This is a genomic window from Mycobacterium sp. SMC-11 (assembly GCF_046250095.1).
GTDB classification, from domain to species: Bacteria; Actinomycetota; Actinomycetes; order Mycobacteriales; family Mycobacteriaceae; genus Mycobacterium; species Mycobacterium heraklionense_A.
The window spans coordinates 1,334,794-1,350,844 of record NZ_CP176430.1; the positions used below are offsets into that span (position 1 = coordinate 1,334,794).

Annotated in this window: 13 protein-coding genes; 10 read left to right on the top strand and 3 right to left on the bottom strand. The window is 65.6% G+C overall.

All coding sequences use genetic code 11. The features are described 5' to 3' along the window. Positions 1-6: 6 nt before the first annotated feature. Both ACKY0X_RS06380 and ACKY0X_RS06385 read right to left on the bottom strand, forming a co-directional pair. Positions 7-1,893 carry an ABC transporter ATP-binding protein gene (locus tag ACKY0X_RS06380; RefSeq protein WP_409428758.1) on the bottom strand — a complete coding sequence of 629 codons (1,887 nt, stop codon included), beginning with the start codon at positions 1,891-1,893 and terminating at the stop codon, positions 7-9. Further along, positions 1,890-3,638 carry an ABC transporter ATP-binding protein gene (locus ACKY0X_RS06385; RefSeq protein ID WP_409428759.1) on the bottom strand — a complete coding sequence of 583 codons (1,749 nt, stop codon included), beginning with the start codon at positions 3,636-3,638 and terminating at the stop codon, positions 1,890-1,892. The genes ACKY0X_RS06380 and ACKY0X_RS06385 overlap by 4 nt, the downstream gene beginning before the upstream one ends. Before the next feature lie 171 nt (positions 3,639-3,809). Here ACKY0X_RS06385 and ACKY0X_RS06390 point away from each other — a divergent pair, with 171 nt between their 5' ends. The 8 genes from ACKY0X_RS06390 (at position 3,810) to ACKY0X_RS06425 (ending at position 12,374) form a co-directional block, all read left to right on the top strand. Next, entirely contained in the window at positions 3,810-4,310 is a 501-nt protein-coding gene (locus ACKY0X_RS06390) for a DUF3558 domain-containing protein (RefSeq protein ID WP_065039900.1), read from the top strand. Further along, entirely contained in the window at positions 4,307-4,852 is a 546-nt protein-coding gene (locus tag ACKY0X_RS06395; protein WP_409428760.1) for a DUF3558 domain-containing protein, read from the top strand. The genes ACKY0X_RS06390 and ACKY0X_RS06395 overlap by 4 nt, the downstream gene beginning before the upstream one ends. A 220-nt stretch (positions 4,853-5,072) precedes the next feature. Beyond that, positions 5,073-5,441: a MarR family transcriptional regulator gene (locus ACKY0X_RS06400; protein ID WP_409428761.1), complete on the top strand. Its 369-nt coding sequence runs from the start codon at positions 5,073-5,075 to the stop codon at positions 5,439-5,441. Positions 5,442-5,720: 279 nt separating this feature from the next. Continuing rightward, positions 5,721-6,227: a MarR family winged helix-turn-helix transcriptional regulator gene (locus ACKY0X_RS06405; RefSeq protein WP_406760101.1), complete on the top strand. Its 507-nt coding sequence runs from the start codon at positions 5,721-5,723 to the stop codon at positions 6,225-6,227. A gap of 442 nt (positions 6,228-6,669) precedes the next feature. Further along, positions 6,670-7,182, top strand: coding sequence for a MarR family winged helix-turn-helix transcriptional regulator (locus ACKY0X_RS06410; RefSeq protein ID WP_409428762.1), 513 nt, complete (start codon positions 6,670-6,672; stop codon positions 7,180-7,182). 823 nt (positions 7,183-8,005) lie between these two features. Continuing rightward, positions 8,006-9,103, top strand: a complete 1,098-nt coding sequence (gene gjpA, locus ACKY0X_RS06415; RefSeq protein WP_409428763.1) for an outer membrane porin GjpA — start codon at positions 8,006-8,008, stop codon at positions 9,101-9,103. A gap of 50 nt (positions 9,104-9,153) precedes the next feature. Beyond that, complete coding sequence (locus ACKY0X_RS06420; RefSeq protein ID WP_409428764.1) at positions 9,154-11,358, top strand: PGRS repeat-containing protein; 2,205 nt, start codon at positions 9,154-9,156, stop codon at positions 11,356-11,358. Between the two features lie 452 nt (positions 11,359-11,810). Further along, positions 11,811-12,374: a MarR family winged helix-turn-helix transcriptional regulator gene (locus tag ACKY0X_RS06425; RefSeq protein ID WP_409428765.1), complete on the top strand. Its 564-nt coding sequence runs from the start codon at positions 11,811-11,813 to the stop codon at positions 12,372-12,374. 21 nt (positions 12,375-12,395) lie between these two features. Here ACKY0X_RS06425 and ACKY0X_RS06430 read toward each other — a convergent pair whose 3' ends face one another. After that, positions 12,396-12,899: a TetR/AcrR family transcriptional regulator gene (locus ACKY0X_RS06430; RefSeq protein WP_409428766.1), complete on the bottom strand. Its 504-nt coding sequence runs from the start codon at positions 12,897-12,899 to the stop codon at positions 12,396-12,398. Positions 12,900-13,036: 137 nt separating this feature from the next. Here ACKY0X_RS06430 and ACKY0X_RS06435 point away from each other — a divergent pair, with 137 nt between their 5' ends. Further along, entirely contained in the window at positions 13,037-14,209 is a 1,173-nt protein-coding gene (locus ACKY0X_RS06435) for an acyl-CoA dehydrogenase family protein (RefSeq protein WP_409428767.1), read from the top strand. A gap of 632 nt (positions 14,210-14,841) precedes the next feature. After that, positions 14,842-15,993 carry an outer membrane porin GjpA gene (gene gjpA, locus ACKY0X_RS06440; RefSeq protein WP_409428768.1) on the top strand — a complete coding sequence of 384 codons (1,152 nt, stop codon included), beginning with the start codon at positions 14,842-14,844 and terminating at the stop codon, positions 15,991-15,993. Positions 15,994-16,051: the final 58 nt, after the last annotated feature.

The following is a 16,051-nucleotide window of genomic DNA, read 5'->3' on the forward strand; positions in this document are numbered from 1 at the left end:
CTTGATTCAGTTGCCCTCGGCCATCGCCCAGTAGGCCCCGCGACGGGCCAGCAATTCGGCGTGGGTGCCCTGCTCGACGATCCGTCCGGCCTGCATCACCAGGATCAGGTCAGCGTCGCGGATCGTCGAAAGCCGGTGGGCGATAACGAAACTGGTGCGTCCCCGGCGTAGCTCCCGCATCGCCCGCTGGATCAGCAGTTCGGTGCGGGTGTCCACCGAGCTAGTGGCCTCGTCGAGGATGAGCAGTTGCGGCTGGGCCAGAAATGCCCGGGCGATGGTGATCAGCTGCTTCTCGCCGGCGCTGATGGCCCCGCCATCGTCGTTGACCCGGGTGCCGTAGCCGTCCGGCAAGGTCCGCACGAAGGGATCGACATGCGCGGCGCGGGCCGCCTCGATGATCTCGTCCTCGGTGGCGCCGGGCCGGCCGTAGCCGATGTTCTCGGCGAGCGTTCCGGTGAACAGCCAGGTGTCCTGCAGCACCATGCCGATTGACGAACGCAGTGCACAGCGGTCCACGGCTGTGATGTCCACGCCGTCGATCAGGATCTGTCCGCGGTCCACGTCGTAGAACCGCATCAGCAGGTTGACCAGGGTGGTCTTGCCGGCCCCGGTCGGGCCGACGATGGCCACCGTGCTGCCCGCTGCCACGCTCAGTGACAGGTCCTCGATCACCGGCACGCCGGGCCGGTAGCCGAAGCTGACGTCGCGGAACTCCACCCGCCCGCGCGGGCCGGCAAGGTCGCCCCACAGCGGCGTCGCCGGAGCCGGGGGTTCTTCGGCCTCGTCGAGGAAGGCAAACACCCGCTCGGCGCTGGCGGCACCGGACTGCAGGGCGTTGAACATCGAGGCCAGGTTGCCCAGCGGTTGGTTGAACTGGCGGACATAGGCGATGAATGCCTGGATGCTGCCCAGGGTGATCTGTCCGGTGGCCACCTGGATTCCGCCGATGACCGCGACCGCGACGTAGCCGAGGTTGGCGATCAGTCCGGTCGCCGGTGCGATCAGCCCGGAGAAGAATTGGGCGCCGAACCCGGCCCGGTACAACTCGTCGTTGCAGTCGTCGAACCGTTGCTGTGCCCAGTCGCGGTGGCCGAATGTCCGCACCAGGGTGAAGCCGCTGTAGGTCTCCTCCAGGTGGGCATTGAGTTGCCCGGTGGCCGCCCACTGCGCGGCGAACAGCCGTTGTGAGCGCCGGGTGATCGACCGTACCGCTAGCAGGGTCACCGGGACTCCGGCCACGGTGATCAGGGCCAGCAGCGGCGAGATGGACAGCATCATCGCCAGCACCACCAGCACGGTCAGCACCGAGGAGAACAGTTGACTGACCGTCATAGACACCGATGTCGCGGTGTTGTCGACGTCATTGGTGACCCGGCTCAACAGCTCCCCGCGCCGCTGAGTATCGAAGTAGCGCAGCGGCAGCCGGTGCAGTTTGTCTTCGACGTCGCGGCGCAGCGCCCGCATGGTGCGCTGCAAGATCACGTTGAGCAACCGTGCCTGCGTCCAGACCATCAGCGCCGCAATCAGATACAGGCCCATCGCCAGCGTCAGGGTGCGCGCCACCGCGGCGAAGTCGATACCGGCGCCCGGTATCACGTCCATCCGCGACAGCATCTCGGCGTAGGTGCCCCGGCCGGCGGCGCCGGCGTCCTCGATGGCTTGTTGTTTGGTGATTCCTGCCGGCAGTCCGCGGCCGATGATGCCGTTGAACACCAGATCGGTGGCATGACCGAGAATCCGCGGTCCGGCCACACCGAGCGCGATACCGCCCAACGATAGGCTGATGACCGCCGCGACCAGCCGGCGCTGCGGGCCCATCCGGCGGGCCAGGCGCAGCGCGGTCGGCCAGAAGTTCGCGGCCCATACCGTCGGCGCCGCCACGGGGTCGGTCACTGGCCACCGACCCCGGCAGTCACCGACTGGGATTCGGCGAACTCGGCATAAGTGGGGCAGTCGGCCAGCAGCTCGCGGTGGGTTCCGGTGCCGACCACCCGGCCGTCGTCGAGGACGATCACCTGATCGGCCTGGATAACCGTCGAGATCCGCTGCGCCACGATGATCACCGTCGCGTGCACGGCCACCTCGCGCAGGGCTGCGCGCACGCGGGCGTCGGTGCGGGTGTCCAGGGCCGAGAAGGCGTCGTCGAACAGGTAGATCGAGGGGCGCCGGATCACCGCCCGGGCGATCGCGAGCCGTTGACGCTGCCCGCCGGACAGGTTGATCCCGCCCTGGGCCACCGGCATCGCCAGCCCGTCAGGGTGGGCTGCCACGAAGTCGTCGGCGGCGGCCACCCGCAGCGCCTCCCACATCTGCTCGTCGCTGACGACTGCGCCCGCCGGGGCGCCGTAACGCAGGTTGTCGGCGACGGTGCCGGAGAACAGGTAGCCGCGCTGGGGCACCAGGCCGATGCCCGACCACAGCTCCTCGGGGTCGCGGTCGCGCACGTCCACGCCGTCGACGAACACCGCGCCGTCGGTCACGTCGCGCAACCGGCAGATCAGTGATACCAGGGTGGATTTGCCCGATCCGGTGGAGCCGACCACCGCGGTGGTGGTGCCGGGCCGCGCGGTCATTGACACGTCGGCTAGCACCGAGCGGTCAGCGCCGGGGTAACGGAAGCCGATCCCGTCCAGGCGGATCTCGCCGGTCGGCGAGGACGGTGACACCGGTTGCGCTGGGGGCCCGATGGTCGGTTCGGTGGACAGCACCGCGGTGATCCGCTCGGCGCAGACCGCGGCGCGCGGCAGAATCGCCAGCACCATGGTGGCCATCAGCACGGCCATCAGGATCTGCATGAAGTAGGAGAGGAACGCGATCAGCGAACCGACCTGCATCGCTCCGGCATCGATGCGTAACGCGCCGAACCAGATCAGCGCGACGCTGGAGGCGTTGATGATCAGCGTGGTGGTCGGCAGCATCAGCACCTGCAGGTTCCCGACCGTCAGGGAGGCGTCCGACAGCGCCGTGTTGGCCTGGGCGAACCGGTCTCGCTCGAAAGGCTCGCGGGCGAAGGCGCGGATCACCCGGATGCCGGTGAGCTGGTCGCGCAGCACCCGGTTGATGTTGTCGATCAGCATCTGCATGCGCCGAAACAGCGGCAGCATCCGCGACACGATCAGGTAATTCGCCAGCGCCAGCACCGGCACGCTGACTGCCAGCAGCCAGGCCAGCCCTGCGTCTTGGTGCACCGCCATGAGCACCCCGCCGATGCACATGATCGGCGCGGTGACCAGCGTGCTGGCGCCCAGCTGCACCACCAGCTGGATCTGGCGGACGTCGTTGGTGGTGCGGGTCAACAGGGTTGGCGCCCCGAACCGCGTGGATTCGCGTTCGGAGAACCGGATCACCTGAGCGAACACCGCCCGGCGCAAATCGCGTCCGAAGCCGGTCCCGGTGCGCGCGCCGAAATAGACCGCGGCGATGGCGCACAGCATCTGCACGCCGGTGACGCCGAGCATCACCGCGCCCAGCCGGACGATGATCGCGGTGTTCCCGCGGACCACGCCGTCGTCGATGATCGTGGCATTGACGGTCGGCAGGTACAACGATGCCAGCGTGCTGATCAGTTGCAGGGCCATCACCGCCGCGACCGGTCGGCGGTAGGGCAGCAAGTAGCAGCGCAGCAGCGCCAGAAGCATGGGGCTACTGTCGCACATCCGTGCGGTCGCGGCGTTGCTGTGGCGCTAGGCGGCGACACAAACCGACTGGTCACCGCTGTGTCGTGGTTGACGGGCGGCGGTGCCGCTACAGTGCATCGTGTGCGGCGCAAACTGACGGTCCCGGCCCTGGCGGCCGCTGCCCTGATTCCGATGGTCGGCGGCTGTTCTGACTCCGACTCGCCTGAAGCTCAGGGCGGCAGCCAGTCTGCGTCGCCGACGGCCGAGCAGAGCAATCACGGACCGTCGTTCCCGCAGTGCGGTGGCATCAGTGACGAGACCATGGCCAACCTGACTCGGGTGGCCGGGTTGATCAGCACCGCACAGAACTCGGTGGGCTGCCAGTGGCTGCTGCGCGGCGGGATCATGGGCCCGCACTTCTCCTTCTCCTGGTATCGCGGCAGCCCCATCGGTCGCGAGCGCAAGACCGAGGAGGTCTCGCGGACTTCGGTGGAGGACATCAACATCGACGGCCACAGCGGTTTCATCGCGATCGGCACCGCCCCGACGATGGGCGACAACCTGTGTGAGGTCGGCATCCAATTCAAAGATGACTTCATCGAGTGGTCGGTGAGCTTTGCTCAGAAGCCGTTCCCGGATCCGTGCGACGTCGCCAAAGAGCTGACCCGCCAGTCGATTGCGAACTCGAAGTGAGCCGCCGGGTTCTGGCCAGCGCGATCGCGGTGTTGGCAGTGTTGACCAGCTTGACGGGTTGCTCCCGTGAGGTGGGCGGCACCGCGGTCAAGGCCGGCGCGGGCGACACCAAGCGCAACAACAACTCCGAGCGACAGTACCCGAACCTGCTCAAGGAGTGCGAGGTACTGACCACCGACATCTTGGCCAAGACGGTGGGGGCGGACCCGCTCGACATCCAGAGCACCTTCGTCGGCGCCATCTGCCGCTGGCAGGCGGCCAACCCGGCCGGGCTGATCGACATCACCCGGTTCTGGTTCGAGCAGGGCAGCTTGGACAACGAACGCAAGGTCGCCGAGTTCCTGAAGTATCAGATCGAGAACAAGACCATCGTGGGCGTGCCCTCGATCGTGATGCGTCCGGCCGACCCGAACGGCTCTTGCGGGGTCGCCAGCGACGCCGCAGGCGTGGTCGGTTGGTGGGTCAACCCGCAGGCACCCGGGATCGACGCGTGCGAGCAGGCGCTCAAATTGATGGAACTGACGCTCGCCACGAACTCCTGAGCCTGCCTGTCGCTTCGGCGATTCTGGTGGTTTCGCCTTGAACCAAGTGGTTCAAAGTGGTGGTTTTCTGTTGCGGGCCAGAATATCTCGCTGACCTGCGAGATCTAGTCGGGCGGCGTGTTGCTGAACACCTTTGGCGTCGGGACATACTCATGCGACAAGTCGGGTATGGCGCTCTTTTGGCTGTGCGGTAGACCTTCGTTCGCTAGCGTCCCGCGCCGTGGACGAGTTCGAGCAACGTCGCTGGAGACCGCTTTTCAGTGGCTCGGTCAATCTGATGGCGGCGCTGGACGTGCGCCTGCGCGGTGCACACGGCGTCACCCTCCGGGACGTCCTGCTGCTGGAGCTGCTCAGCATGCCGGATCGGCGGGCACATCGCATCTGCGCGTTGGCGCAGAAGCTGGGGGTATCGCCGGGCACGTTGGCCGGCCAAGTCCGTCGGTTGGAAGAGCGCGGCCTGGTCACCCGGAGCCCGTGCGGGCGCGACCGGCGCGGCCTTCTGCCCCGGATCACCAGCGAGGGCTACGTGCGTCTTCACGCAGTGCTGGAGAGCCATGCGCACCTCGAAAGAGTCGGTGGCACCGATTAGGTGGCTGTGCCCGTCGCGCCGGGTTTTCCATTGCTCCGCTATCGAAACGAATAGTTTCCGCTCGAACGAAACCGAGTAGTTTCCGTTTGAACGAATTTATTCGGAAAGATGGTTTTCTCAGAAGAGTCGGAATGTCCAGTTGACCTGCCCTGTCATGTCGAGCAGGGCTTAGCTGACCGCCAATCTCGCCAAGGCGAATCCGCGATGAGATGTCGGAATTGACACGCGTTCCCCGTTTCTGCGGCGCATCCTTCGATAACATCCCGCGCCGTGGACGAGATGCATGAACTCCAGGCAATAGCCTGGCTCCCTGGGCTCGATGGAATCGAGCAACACTGCTGGCAACAGTTTCTGGCTTGCTCACTGAATGTCGTTGACGCAGTGAACGTATGCCTCAAGGGCGCACATGATCTCTCGATACGTGATGTCCTTCTGCTGGAGCTGCTGAGCAGGCCCAAGCGTCGCGAGCACCGGCTGTGCGTGTTGGCGGAGGAGCTTGGTGTGACACAGGGGCAGCTGTCTACCCAGATCCGCCGGTTGGAAGGCCATGGTTGGATCACCCGGAGCCCGAGCCCGGGCGACCCGCGCGGCATTCTGCCCCGGATCACCAGTGCTGGACACACGCGTCTGCATGCGGTGATGGAGACCTATGCGCAAGGGATCCGCGTGCACTACCTCAACCAGCTCAAGCATGAGCAAATGGTCAATCTGGTCGACAGCTGCCGGCGGATCAACGACTCGCTCAGTACAAATAGGCGCCGCAAGGGGCTGAAAGCCGCGCGCTGAGCGGTCTCCTTGTCTCCGTACGACGGTGGGCCGTGTGGGTTTTGGACGTCTGAGCACGTTGCCGCGCCGGTGTTTGCGTGGTGAATTACGCACCTACGGGTAGCTAATTAGCACATGTTGCATTGCTAGGAGATGCGGCAAATGCAAAAACTGGGTCTTTACCTGGCGTGAGCTGAGATTTAGGCTATCTGACACGGGGCGCGGCTATCCCGGGATTGCGCTGGAACGCGTTATAAAACCTACTTGGGAGTAGCTTTCGCCTTGAACTAGATAGTTCAATTCGGCCGTTTTCTGGCCGGGATCGAAGTGGCTCATGACCAGCGTGTTGTCCGCAGTCAGGCGTTGCCCGCCGGCGTCATCGGTCGATGGATCAGCCCCAGGCGCGGAACTTGCGGAGGTTTCTTCGCCAATCTGGCGGGGTCGTTCGATACCGTCGCCCGCCGTGGAGGAAGACGGTGTCGAGATCCCCGCGCATCACCTGCCGGGTCTCGATGAGATCGAGCAGCGGTGTTGGCAGGACTTCTTGCAATCGTCGACTTTGCTCCTTGCTTTGATCAACGGGCGGCTGCTCGCCCGGCACGATCTGAGTCAGTTCGATTTCCTGGTGCTGGAAGCGCTGGACCGATCGGCAGACGGTTCGGCCCGGATGGGGGATTTGGCACACACGATGGTGCTCGCGCCGAGCAGGTTGACCGAACTCATGCGGCGGATGGAATCGAAGGGTCTGGTTCGCCGTAGCCGCAGCCGAACCGACGGGCGCGGCGTGGTGGCCAGCATCACGCGCGAAGGCCGAGCTCGAATGCGGCCGGCGGCCCGCACCTATGCCCAGTCGGTGCGCGCCCTCTACCTCGTCCAGATGTCGCGGCCGCAGATGATCGCATTGGGCGATAGTTGCCGGCGAGTCAACGTCCCACTGAAGGCAGCGCAGAAGGTCAGGCGTCGCAGCGTCGGCTAGGCATCGGGCCGCTGCGTGTGCGGCGGGCACCGCCAGTCCCGCTGCGCCTCAGCGTTATCTCAGCTCTAAAGGGCGGTAGGGATTTCAATGCGTTAATGCCGATGAGCGCTTCTGCGCGCCCTCGGGGCCTGGTAGGAGCCATCGCACGATGTTTCAATCCGCAAGGATAATCGTTACGGCCTGCAAGTATGCAACAGTGGCAGGTGGTCCTGTTTCGCGGCACAAATGCTGCTCATTGTGAACAATTCATGGCAAACGGAGCGCATGGGATAACTGCCTGGTGGCATGGCAATAGGTGCTTTTATGGCAAACCTAAAATGCGGGAGGTACACGTTGCAAAAATCTGACGCGCGTTAATTTCGGATTGAAACAGGAAGAATGTGCGAGAGGTTTGCTAAGCCGCCGGTCATGCGCGGCTGAACAGGGCGTTTTGCCGCACAGGACGGTTGCGAGAAAATATCGCAGGAGAACGAATTCAAAAAGTTGGGTGAAAGCTGGGTGTGGCTTAGCTAGCTGACAGGTAGCGTTGCGTTCGCTCTCGTCAGTGGCTCCTTGTCCGGGCCGTCGCAGCCACGTGTTGGCTGCTCGATGAGATCAGGCCGGCGGCTCGCCGGAGCAGCATCAACAGCCTGCGGACACCGTCGTCCTGGGTTTGCTGTGCCTACCTCAGTTCACTTGTCGGCCCGCAGGAAGGGGCACCTAGATGGCTCGTCAGAACGGCACCACCGGGAATTGGCGCTCACGCGAAGCTCATGCGCTGCCGGGGGGTTGTCCCGATTTATCCGGCCGGACGGCTATCAGCGAAAGAGACCGTGGAAGGGAGATGGCAGCGCGGCCGATTCTTCGTCCCTATGCCACTGCTGGTGTGGCTTTGGTGGGCGCCGGTCTTGTTGCGGTCACCCCGCTGTCGGCGCCGCTGCCGACGCTGTCCGATGTTCAGTCTCGTGCGGTGGCGTTGACCAGTGCGTGGGATGACGTGCTCAATGCCGCCTCGGCCAATGTGACCACGATGCTGAACAATTGGTATCTGGCCCCGGGTGTGGGGATGCAGCAATTCATGGCCAACCAGATGGGTTACTGGGATCAGTTGGCCAATGATCCGGCCGGCTCGATCAACGCGATCAATGAGCAGATCCAACTGCATCTCAATGCGGTGCTGTCCGGGTTTGCCATGCAGGACATGACCGCCGAGACCCGCGCCACGGTGCTCAATCACACGATGGATGGCACCCATCAGTTGATGTTCGGTCAGGTTGCGGGGTATCTGCCCGATGATGTTGATCCCGACCAGATCCTGCCGATCATTGACTACCTGGGCTCGCCGTCGAGCGCGATGTTGATGGGGATGATAGGCCCGGGCATCAGCCCGTGGATTGCGTTGCTCAACGGCATCACCGACGGCGATAACCCGTTCGACATTCTGATCAATATGGGTGGTGCGTTCTTCAACGGCGCCACCCTGAACTTGGATGCCTTGTTGCCGATGATCAACGAGGCCGGCTTCTTCCCGGCCGGCATGAACATGGACCATCTGGACTTCGCGTTCGGTGGGTTGCTGTCTACGGGTGCGGCCGCGGTGAGCTACCAGGTGTTGGGCCCCGGCGGTGAGGTCGCCGCCGAGGTGCCGGCGGTCGGTGGGTCGATCTTCCAAAGCGTGGGCCTGGAATTCAGTGGCGTGCCGGTGCTGGGAACTCTGGATCTCAACAGTGCCGGGATCGGGCCGATCGCAGCGATGCAGGCCTGGGGTCAAACCGTCGGGGCCCTGCTGGGGTCGGGTTGGGACGGCAAAGGCCCGGTGGTGGTGACCCCACCGTTGGCTGGGGCTGAGTTGCCCATCATCGACCCGGTAGTGGTCGACGACGGCGGGTCCGGTGCGGCCACCGATGCGTTCGGTTGGCTGGGCGATCTGCTCGGATTCTGATTCCCCTAAACCCTTTGTCCCCCAACTTCTCAAGAGAGGTCTCGCTGCACATGAGTCACCACACCAATACGCGTCGCTCCTCCCGGGCCGTCGGCGCAGCCAGCGCCGTGGGCGCATTCCTTGCCTTCGGTATGGCCCCGCTAACCACCGCACCGGCGGCCCAGGCCGATGAATTCGATTGGATCGCTGATCTTTTCGACACGTCGGCATGGCTGACCCCCGAGCCGGCCGAGGTAGATGCCATCGACTGGACCACCATGATCAATCAGTGGTTCTACGACCCGATTCATGACGGTCTGCAGGCCTGGATCACCAGTGACTTCGGTGAGCTGGTCAACGGCGCCATCAACACCATGGCCGGCCAATACCTGATCGGGAACGGCATCGACGGCACCGCCGAGAACCCCGACGGCGGCAACGGCGGCCTGTGGCTCGGGGACGGCGGCGACGGCTGGAACAGCACCGAAGCCGGCGTAGCCGGCGGTAACGGAGGCAACGCGGCAGGCTGGCTCGGCGACGGCGGAACGGGCGGCAACGGTGGTGTGGGCGCCGACGGCGGTGACGGCGGCGCCGGCGGCCTCTGGATGGGCCTCGGCGGCAACGGCGGCAACGGCGGAGCAGCACCGGACGCCAGCGTTTACGGCGGCAACGGCGGTAACGGCGGCAACGCCTCTGCCTGGTTCTTCGGCAACGGCGGTAACGGCGGCATCGGCGGTGCTGGTGCAGACGGGTTGGCCGGGACTTTCGCCAACGGCGGAGACGGCAATGGCGGCAACGGCAGTTACGGCGGCAGCGGCGGCAACGGCGGACGCAGCAGCTTCATGTTCGGCAACGGCGGCAACGGCGGGAACGCCGGGACCACTGGTAACGGCGGGAACGGCGCCAACGGCACCGCCGAGCATGTCGACGGCGGTAACGGCGGTGGCGTCGCGCTCGATTTCGCCGCCGGCCAGGGCGGCGCGGCAGGCGCCCGAGGCTCCACGATCTACACCAGCCCGATGTACGGCCAGGCTGGGCAGTTCGGTACCGCCGCCGACGGCGGCCGAGGTGGCGACGGTGGCGACGCCTACCAAGACGGCAATGGCGACTACCTCGGCAACGGCGGCAACGGCGGCAGTGGCGGCTACGGCGGCGGCTACACCCAGGCAACGGGTACCGGCGCCGACGGCGGCAACGGCGGCAACGGCGGTGCGGGCGTCAACGGTGGCAATGGCGGTAGCGGCGGCACTGGCAGCCTCAGCGCCAGTGGCGCCGGGCCGGGCGGCAAGGGCGGCGACGGCGGCGACGGCGGCTACGCCAGCGCCGGTCACGGCGGCAACGGCGGCAACGGCGCTAACGGCCGCGGCGGGGGCGGCGGTGCCGGCGGCAACGGTGGCAACGCCGCCACCGGCGATCCCACCATTCAGACCCGCGGCGGCAACGGTGGCAACGGCGGCGGCGGTTTCACCGCCGGTCCCGGGGGAGTCGGCGGCAACGGCGGCAGTGGCACCTACGCCGGCGGGAACGGTGGGGCCGGCGGCGCCGCCGGCAACGGCAACTATGCCGGCGCCAGCGGCGGAAACGGTGGCAGCAGCACCGGCTGGCAGCACGACGGCACTACTTACAGCCAAGGCGGCAACGGCGGCGCCGGCGGCCGCGGTGGCGCTGGCAACGCCACATCAGACGCTGGTGACGGCGGCGCTGGGGGTGCGGGCGGTGCTGGCGCGACCGGTGCCGGCGTGGTCAGCACCGGCGGCAACGGCGGCGCCGGCGGGGCCGGCGGAGCCAACGCCGGCAGCATCCTCGCCGATGGCGGGGCCGGCGGCAACGGCGGCGCCGGTGGCGCGGGTGGATCCGGGACCGCGTCCGGCGGCAACGGCGGCAATGGCGGCGCAGGTGGCGCCGGGGTTACCGCCGGAAACGGCGGGACCGGAGGCAGCGGCGGCTCCAGCGGCGGCGTGGAAACCCCGGCCAACGACCTGGGACTCGGGCCCAGCCACGCCGGTAACGGTGGTAACGGTGGCATCGGTGGCGCCGGCGGCGGCTACGTCAACGGCGGCCCTGCCGATGCCCCCGGCGGGGACGGCGGAACCGGCGGCAATGGTGGCAACGGCGCCGGAACCGTCGACGGCGGAACCGGCGGTAACGGCGGTGACGGTGGCAAAGCCGGCGCCGTTGCTGGCGGGTCCGGCCAGCCCGGGACCGCACCCAGCGGAACCACCGGTGGTGCCGGCGGCTCCGGAGGCAACGGCGCTCAGCCCGCTCCGGCCGGTTAGATCACCGGTGCAGGTCCGGCATGCCGCGGCATGCCGGACCTGCACCGGTGTGATCGGTAGGGGTGTCGATATGGTCGGCCGTTCTCTGCGCACGCGGGTGCCCGGGAGGCGCGCCCGTGCTTTGGCGAAATCTGAGAGGCTGGCGCCTCCGTAGCGATCAGCAGGGACTTACGGAATCGACGTTTGAGGTCGTGTATTCATGTTTTGTGTGTCCCGCGGTGGTTCGGTGCGAGCCGGTTCGGCCGTGCACGAGGCATGCCTGACGGAGTCAATTACCAGGACGGATAACGGAAGTCTGGCATGGAACCCACGGCGTGGACAACTTCGGTCAGCGGCATCCTGTCAGGCTGATTGCCGGGAAGTCTCAGTTTTCAATACAAAACAGTCGCGTCTCGGTTAGCCTCGGGGCGGCATCGTCCGGGGGTTGCGCTGTCCAGCGCGGTGGCGCGGTCATGAACGAATCGAAGGGGGACAAGGGCATGGGCGGAATCGTGCCTAGACGTGTTGGGGGTGGCGCACCCGATCTGGATTTCGCCGAGCGGAAGTCGTGGGACAACTATCTGAATGCCGTCCTACGTGTGACGATGATGCTCAACCGCCAATTGGATGATGCGCACCAGTTGTCGCTCATCGATGTGCAGCTGCTGGCTCACTTGGACAGCTCCCCGGCCGGCGGCGTTCAGATGGGTGTGCTTGCCGGTGCGTTAGCGTCCACGCCGAGTCGGCTGACCAGACAGATCCGTCGCCTCGAAGACCAGGGCTTGGTGGAGCGGACGGTGAGTCCATCTGACCGTCGGCGCGTGCTGGCGACCATTACCAGCTTCGGGAGAACGAGTGTGGAGCGAGCGATGATCACGTATTCCGCTTCGGTCCGGAGTCACTTCTTTGGGGCGCTGACCCGTCCGCAGATCGCATCAATGGCGGAGAGCTGTGGTCGGATCAATCGCGCACTGCAGAGCTGCCAGGACGAAGCGTCGGCCGGCGAGCTCGCGCGGCGCTCGGGGCGACGGGCTTGAAGCTGGTGGCCGCGCTCTAAGTCACTGTGGGGTGTGCCCTCCGCCGGCCAGCTCACGCAGCTCGGCTACCGCCTGCGTCGCTGTCGGTGCGCTGTCGGGGTCGATCAGTGACTGGATCATCATGCCCAGCACCACTGCCAGCGCGACCGAGCCGCCCAGTTCGGCACGCGCACGTTGTTGGCCTTCTGCGAGGCGCGCGCGCAGTTCGTCGTTGCGTTGGGCTTGCACGATCGCTTCCAGATGCGATGTCCACAGCGCCTTGTCGGTGGTGAAGGACTCCAGCACCGCCTGCCATCGCTCCACCGCTGTGGTCGATTGCCCGTCGGGAGACATGCGGGCGTCGAGCTCGTCGAGCTCTTCGAAGAGGGCCTGCACCAGAAGGCGTTCGCGGCTGCCGAAGTGATAGCCGATGGCGGCATGGCTCACACCGGCCGCCGCGGCGATGTCACGCACCGTCGTGTTGGCCCATCCCCGTTCCACGAGGCAGCGCTTGGCGCCCTCCAGTAGATCCTCACGGTTGCCCATGAAGGCAGGCTAGTCAGGCTAGAACCGTTTGCACAAATGGATTGACCATATGGATTGACCATTTGGACAAATTGGGGTTACGGTACTGACACCAACGGGGCCCGCCGTGGGCTCCGCAAGATCAGGAGGTGCCGGTCATGGCGCATGAAGTTGTCGAGCGTGTCGAGCAGATCGCCGCCAAACTGGCCGGCACTGCCGACGACAGTGAACGGCTCGGCAAGCTTTCCGAGGAGTCAGTGGCCCTGATCCGCCAAGCCGGCGTGATGCGGATGTTGCAGCCGGCAGATTTCGGCGGTTACGCCGCCCACCCGCGAGACTTCGCTGAGGCGGTCATGGCGGTGGCCAAGCACTGCGGCTCCACCGGCTGGGTGTGTGGCGTTGGGGGAGTGCACCCTTGGGAGATGGCCCTGATGGACCGCCGGCTGCAAGCCGAAATCTGGGCCGACGATCCCGACACCTGGATCGCGTCCCCCTACGCCGCACAGGGTGTTGCGACCCCCGTCGAGGGCGGCTACCGATTGACCGGTCGGTGGAACTTCTCCTCGGGCACCGACCATTGCAGCTGGATCTTCCTCGGGGCGCGCGTCGGTGGCGTCGACGGACCCCCGAAGGTGCTGCATGTCGTGCTGCCGCGGACTGACTACACCATTGTCGAGGACTCCTGGGACGTCATTGGCCTGTCGGGCACCGGCAGCAAGGACATCATCGTCGACGGCGCCTTCATCCCGGACTACCGCACCATCGACTTCGAGCACGTCGCCTCCGGTGTCAGCGCCGCCGAGGCGGCCGGGCGCACTGAGACGGTCTACAAACTGCCGTTCTGGACGATGTTCCCGCTGGGGATCACCGCCGCGCTCATCGGGATCACCGAGGGCGCCCTGGCAGCGCATCTGGACTACCAGCGCGACCGCGTGGCAGCTACCGGCACCAAGATCAAGGACGACCCGTACGTGCTGTACGCCATCTCCGAAGCGGCCGCGGAGATAGCCGCCTCACGGGTGCAACTTCTGGACGGCATCAGCAGAATGTACGACCTCGCCGACGCCGGTAAGGACATTAGCTTCGAGGATCGATCGCTGGTGCGGCGCAACCAGATTCGCTGCGCCTGGCGGGCTGTCGCCGCCGCCGACGCGATCTTCGCCCGCTCTGGAGGCAACGCCGCGCGCCGGAACAACCCGCTGCAGCGGTTCTGGCGCGACGCCCACGTCGGACTGGGGCACGCCATCCAGACCCCGGGGACGGTCTATCACTCCAGTGCCCTGACGGTCATGGGGGTGGAGCCGGCACCGGCGTTGCGGGCGATGATCTGAGGCCTGCTCCGTGGTCGATGGCATTGCGATGGGGGTCGTGGTTTCTGGGGAATTCACGACCCCCACGGCAATCCGCTAAGCAGTAGGGCTCGGCCGAACGGCACAGGCGGCTGACGTCAGCTAACGTTCCCGAAGGGCGGCGGCTCGTGTGCGGCGGAGGTGGGGCAACGTGAAGCGCTGTGCCGACCTGGTCAGCATTCTCGAAGGTTCGACATGTGAACCAGCGTCCATTTTCTCAGCGCGTACTTGGATCGTGTGACGTTCTAAGTGTATAAGGCCAGCTAGACCGGGCTTCTGGTTGGATGTCGCCTTCGGGGCGGCACGGGGCTCAATTCCCTCGCGACCTCAGGATATGGGTTACTTGCGGGTAGCTTCTCTCATGCGGGCATTCCTTGGAATTATTAGCCGCACAGAAACGAATATGCCTGTCGAGCTGCAATTTTAGGGGATTTATGTGATTGCGGTCACCTAACTATAGAAAATGAAATCAGGAAATTTTTACTTTTTGCTGGACATCACAAGTTTATGCAGAGTAGCTTTCGCCTTGTTCATGTCGGCAGTTGCCGGGCAGGGCGACCGTCGAGATGTGTCGGGCTCACGCGATATGCGGAGCACAACATAAGGAGACGGTCGTGCAGCAAACTCTTCGCCCCTACGTCACCGCCGGCATCGCGATGGTCGGGAGCGGCTTGGTCGCGGTCACCCCGGTGGCCACCCCGGTGGCAGAAGTCTCCGTCGTCCGGGATGTGGCGCTGACCGCCGACGGCGGCATCGTGGGCAGCCTGCTCGGGACCTGGCAGGACGTGTGGAACGAAACCTCGGACAACGTGTCCCGGCTTCTGCAGAACTACTACCTGGCGCCGAACGTCAGCTTCCAGCAGTTCCTGGCCAACCAGGGCGACTTCTGGCAGCAGGTGTTCGACGACCCGACAAACCTCAACAGCGTCATGGCGCAGATGCAGGACAACCTGGAGAAGGTACTGACCGGCTACTCACTGGGGGGCGCGTCCGCCGAAACCATTGCGACCGTGCATAACCACATGCTCAGCAGTGGAGACGGCGTAACCGACTTACTTGGCCATATCGGGCTGGTACAGCTGCTGCCGCAGTTCCTGCCGGCCGGTATCGATCCCGCGATGGTGACACCGATCGTCAACTTCCTGTCGTCGCCCCTGAGCGGGATGATCATGGGCATGATCGGCCCGGGCATCAGCCCGTGGGTGGCGCTGATCAACAGCATCGAAGCGAACGATAGTTTCACCGACACTCTGGCGAACATGTCCGGAGCGTTCTTCAACGGCGCGACACTGAGTCTGGATTCATTGCTGCCGCTGATCAACCACGCTGGATTCTTCCCGCCGGGGCTGAGCATGGAACACCTCGACATCGCGTTCGGTGGGTTGTTCACCCCGGGATCTGTGGCCGTCGGTCCCTACGAGGTGCTGGGTACCGGTGGGCAGGTCGTCGATTCTGTTCCTGCAGTGGGTGGGTCGATCTTCAACAGCATCGGCCTCGACCTGGGTGGCGTGCCCCTGCTCGGCAGTCTGAGCATCGCCAGCCAGGCGATCGGTCCGATCGGGGCCTGGTTGGCCTGGGACCAGACGATCGGTGCGCTGCTTGGCTCCGGCTGGGACGGCAAGGGACCCGTCGTGGTCACTCCGCCCGGAGCCGGGATCGACCTACCCGAAATTCCCGACGCGCCAGCCCCCGACATCAGCGACACCGACCCGGGGTCGAGCCTGTCCACCGATTGGCTGGGCGACTTCTTCGGGCTCTTCAGCTGATTCGACTCCGTGACTCGATCCCAGACCCAACTACTCGATAGCACTGCTTTCACACAGG